This window comes from Micromonospora sp. LOL_013, assembly GCF_048060315.1.
Taxonomy (GTDB): Bacteria; Actinomycetota; Actinomycetes; order Mycobacteriales; family Micromonosporaceae; genus Micromonospora_E.
Genome location: NZ_JBHMIQ010000079.1, coordinates 1 through 3855 on the forward strand (window position 1 = coordinate 1; position 3855 = coordinate 3855).

The 3855-nt window shown below is 68.1% G+C and carries 3 protein-coding genes and 1 pseudogene; 3 read left to right on the forward strand and 1 reads right to left on the reverse strand.

What is annotated here, in order from left to right; translation table 11 throughout:
- Positions 1-489: 489 nt before the first annotated feature.
- From istA to istB, 3 genes and pseudogenes are all read left to right on the forward strand, one after another.
- On the forward strand, positions 490-1752 hold the full coding sequence (gene istA / locus ACFHWS_RS28295) for an IS21 family transposase (protein ID WP_416569553.1): 1263 nt from the start codon (positions 490-492) through the stop codon (positions 1750-1752).
- A complete protein-coding gene (locus ACFHWS_RS28300) occupies positions 1752-2093 on the forward strand; it encodes a hypothetical protein (protein ID WP_416569554.1) in 342 nt (113 codons plus the stop codon). The genes istA and ACFHWS_RS28300 overlap by 1 nt, the downstream gene beginning before the upstream one ends.
- 43 nt (positions 2094-2136) lie before the next feature.
- Positions 2137-2913: pseudogene (gene istB, locus ACFHWS_RS28305) on the forward strand (IS21-like element helper ATPase IstB); the annotation flags it as partial.
- A gap of 364 nt (positions 2914-3277) precedes the next feature.
- Here the strand turns inward: istB and ACFHWS_RS28310 are convergent.
- The coding region (locus ACFHWS_RS28310) for a group II intron maturase-specific domain-containing protein (RefSeq protein WP_416569555.1) at positions 3278-3855 on the reverse strand (578 nt) is incomplete at its 5' end.

Genomic DNA, 3855 nt, shown 5'->3' on the forward strand with positions numbered 1-3855 from the left:
CGATGTCCGATTTTCAACACGGACAGAACGACTCAAGCCGGAACAACGCCGGGGCCGTGGGCTCTCCCCGGCTCGGAGTACTACGGCGGCTCCGCCCCGCACGTCGCATTCAGCAGTCGGTGTGCCTATCCCAGACCGCGAGCTGGACGCCCGCTGTCCAGGAGCCGCAGACGGCGGTTCCCGTGTTCACTGTGATTCGCTCGGCGAAGTAGGAGCCCGGCTGTGTCCCAGCGGCATCGCCACGAGTACGCCGCAGACTTCCTCGTGGCCTCCCGGGCAACAGCAATAAGAAACCCAAGGAGTTCCGGCCACCCGACAGGCAGCCGTACGCACCGCACCCGACCCATATCCACCAGATTCGAGTCGGTGACCGAGTTAGGACGTAACGACGCCGGTTCCTCTCGTACTGTCGACGACGCGTGAAAAATGACCCCGTGTCGACGGGTCAAAACTGACCCCCTTCAGCGATCTTGAGTTAAGACATGGAGGGTGATCAAAGTGGAGGATTGGGCGGAGATCCGCCGGCTCTACCTGGCCGAACAGATGCCGATCAAGGCGATCGCGCGCAAGCTCGGGCTGTCGCGTAACACGGTCCGTAGCGCGGTGCGGTCGGCGCAGCCGCCGAAGTACACGCGGGCGGCGAAGGGCTCGATCGTGGACGCGGCCGAGCCGCGGATCCGGGCGTTGTTGAAAGAGTTTCCGGACATGCCGGCGACGGTGATCGCGGAACGGATCGGCTGGACACGGTCGTTGACCGTGCTCAAGGAACGGGTCCGTGAGTTGCGGCCGGTGTACGCGCCGGTTGATCCGGTGTCGCGTACCGTCTACGGGCCGGGCGAGCGGGCGCAGTGTGATCTGTGGTTCCCGCCGGTGCCGGTCCCGTTGGGGTTCGGGCAGGTGGCGTCCCCGCCGGTGCTGGTGATGGTGTCGGGCTACTCCCGCTGGTTGTGCGCGGTGACGATCCCGACGCGGTCCGAGCAGGATCTGGCCCTGGGGCAGTGGGCGGTGCTGCGGCAGTTGGGGCGGGTGCCGCGCGAGCTGGTGTGGGACAACGAGTCCGGGGTGGGCCGCTACGGCGGCACGCAGCCCAGACTCACCGCCCAGTTCAGCGTGCTGCGCGGGATGGCGGGCACCAGGGTACGGATCCTGCGTCCACGGGATCCGGAGTCCAAGGGCCTCGTCGAGCGCGCCAACGGCTACCTGGAGACGTCCTTCCTGCCCGGACGCCGGTTCACCAGCGTGACCGATTTCAACATCCAGTTGACTGACTGGATCGCGTCGGCCAACACCCGGCCGAAGCGGGCACTCGACGCGGCGGCACCGGCCGATCGGATCGGCGCGGACCTGGCCGCGATGGGCGCGTTGCCGCCGGTCGAGGTCACCGCGCTGGGCTGGCGGCACGCGGTGCGACTCGGACGTGACCACTACGTCCGGCTCGACAGCTGCGACTATTCGGTGCACCCGAGCGCCGTGGGGCACCGGGTCGAGGTCGCCGCCGATCTGCACACCGTGCGCGTTCTGCGTTCCGGTGTTCTCGTCGGCGAGCACGAACGCTGCTGGGCCCGGCAGCAGACCATCACCGACCCGGAGCACGCGAAGGCGTCCGCGGTGATGCGGCAGGCGTATCAGGACCGGCCCCGGGGCCGCGTCGCGGACCAGGTGGCGTGTCGGGACCTGGCCGACTACGACAGGATCCTCGGCACCGGCACCGGCACCGGCACCGGCGCCGACGACCTGGCGGAGGTGGCCTGATGACCACCACGACCACCATGACGGTGGGTGCGTTGGCCGCCGCCGCGTCCTTGCTGGCCACCACCGCCGCGTTGACGCGGGCCGCAGCCGCGACACGCGTGTCGGTGACCGTGGCCGACGTCAACATCGACATCCAGGTCCCGGACCGCACCGGAGGCGAAGCGGACCGGGTGGCGGTCGTGGCCGCCTACGCACACGCGTTGTCGACGTCGGTGCGGCGCCGCACCGGCGGGGCGCACACGTGGATCGAGGCGCGCGGCACCATCGCCGGCCATCCGGTCCACGTCTGGACCGTCGCCGACGCCGACGCCGAACCAGCCACACGGCAGGCGGTGGCCTGATGCCCACAAGAGCCACCAACCAGCCGGCCGCACCAGCGCGGCGACCAGCCGGGACACCACCGCCGAGATCGCCTACCTGACCCGCGCGCTCAAAGCACCGACCCTGCGTGACGCCGTCACCCGGCTGGCCGAACGCGCCCGCACCGAGAACTGGACCCACGAGGAGTTCCTGGCCGCCTGCCTCCAACGGGAGGTCGCCGCCCGAGAGTCCCACGGCGGTGAGGGCCGCATCCGCGCCGCCCGCTTCCCCGCCCGCAAGGCACTGGAAGAGTTCGACTTCGACCACCAACGCTCGCTGAAACGCGATCTCCTCGCCCACCTGGGCACCCTCGACTTCGTCGCGGCCCGGGACAACGTCGTGTTCCTCGGCCCGCCCGGCACCGGCAAGACCCACCTCGCCACCGGCCTGGGTATCCGGGCCTGCCAGGCCGGCCACCGCGTCGCGTTCGCCACCGCCGCCGAATGGGTCGCCCGACTCGCCACCGCACACAACGCCGGCCGGCTACAGCACGAGATCACCAAACTCGGCCGCGTCCCACTGATCATCATCGACGAGGTCGGCTACATCCCGTTCGAACCCGAAGCGGCGAACCTGTTCTTCCAACTCGTCTCAGCCCGCTACGAACGCGCCAGCCTCATCGTCACCTCGAACAAGCCCTTCGGACGCTGGGGCGAGGTCTTCGGCGACGACACCGTCGCCGCCGCCATGATCGACCGCCTCGTCCACCACGCCGAAGTCATCAGCCTGAAAGGAGACAGCTACCGCCTCAAAGACCGCGACCTCGGCCGCGTCCCCGCAGCCACCAACGACGACCGATGAACCACCAGGGGGTCAAACTTCGACCGCCGCCAGAGGGTCAAATTTCAAATGTCGTTGACACGTACTCCTCTCCACCACGCTCACCGAGCCCGCACCATCTGGCAGTACTGACCCGTCCCGGCTTTGTCGGGGCTGCTCCCACCCTCCCCGGCGTCACCCGGATCAGGCTGCCCTCAGCTCCGCTGCCCTGCTGCGACAGGGCCAGCGGTGAAGGTTTCTCACCTCCACTCGAACCTGTGAGGTCGGACCGGGGCGCCCTGCCGACGTTGCCGCCGGTGGGTTTCCCCGGTCCGCCTCCCGAACCCGGCGTGCGCCGCTAAGCGCACCGGGCTCTCCACAAGCCCCGTGGGTTGGTGGGTGTTCCTTACGCGCTGCTCGGCCATGGTGTCGGGATGCGGGTGCCCCGGTAGTAGTAGCGGCGTGCGCTCACTCTCGCGGGGTCGAACAGCATCACGTCACCGTCGGTGGGCCAGATGCCGTAGCGTCGGCGCAGTTGCCTCCAGGGGGTGCGCCGATGCTTGCGGTTCTGCCACCTGACGATCTCCGCCCAGAGGTAGGAGCGCAGGTAGCTGAACGTCGCGTTCGAGCATCCATATTTAAAGTGACTGGTCCATCCCCGCAGCATCCGGTTGAGCTGGATGAGCAGGAGCCCGAGCGGCTGGTTCGTGTTCCTCCGGCAGATCGTCTTCACCTTCGCCATGATCGCCACGAGGGTCTTCTTGGCCGGATAGACGTAGACGTACTGCTTGCCGGTTCCTCGCTTGCGGTGACGCTGGATGCGCCAGCCGAGAAAGTCGAGGCCCTTATCGATATGGGTGATCAAGGTTTTCTCCGGTGACAGGCGTAACCCCACCCCGGTCAGCACCTCGGCGATCTCGTCTCTCAGCCTCGATCCACCGACGCGGTTCGTCTTGAGCTCGGTTGAGTAGTTTCGGTATTGGG

What these genes read in the sequence shown, in the direction of transcription:
- ACFHWS_RS28300 (WP_416569554.1), top strand. Translation starts at nt 1,752, where the DNA reads ATGACCACCACGACCACCATGACGGTGGGTGCGTTGGCCGCCGCCGCG.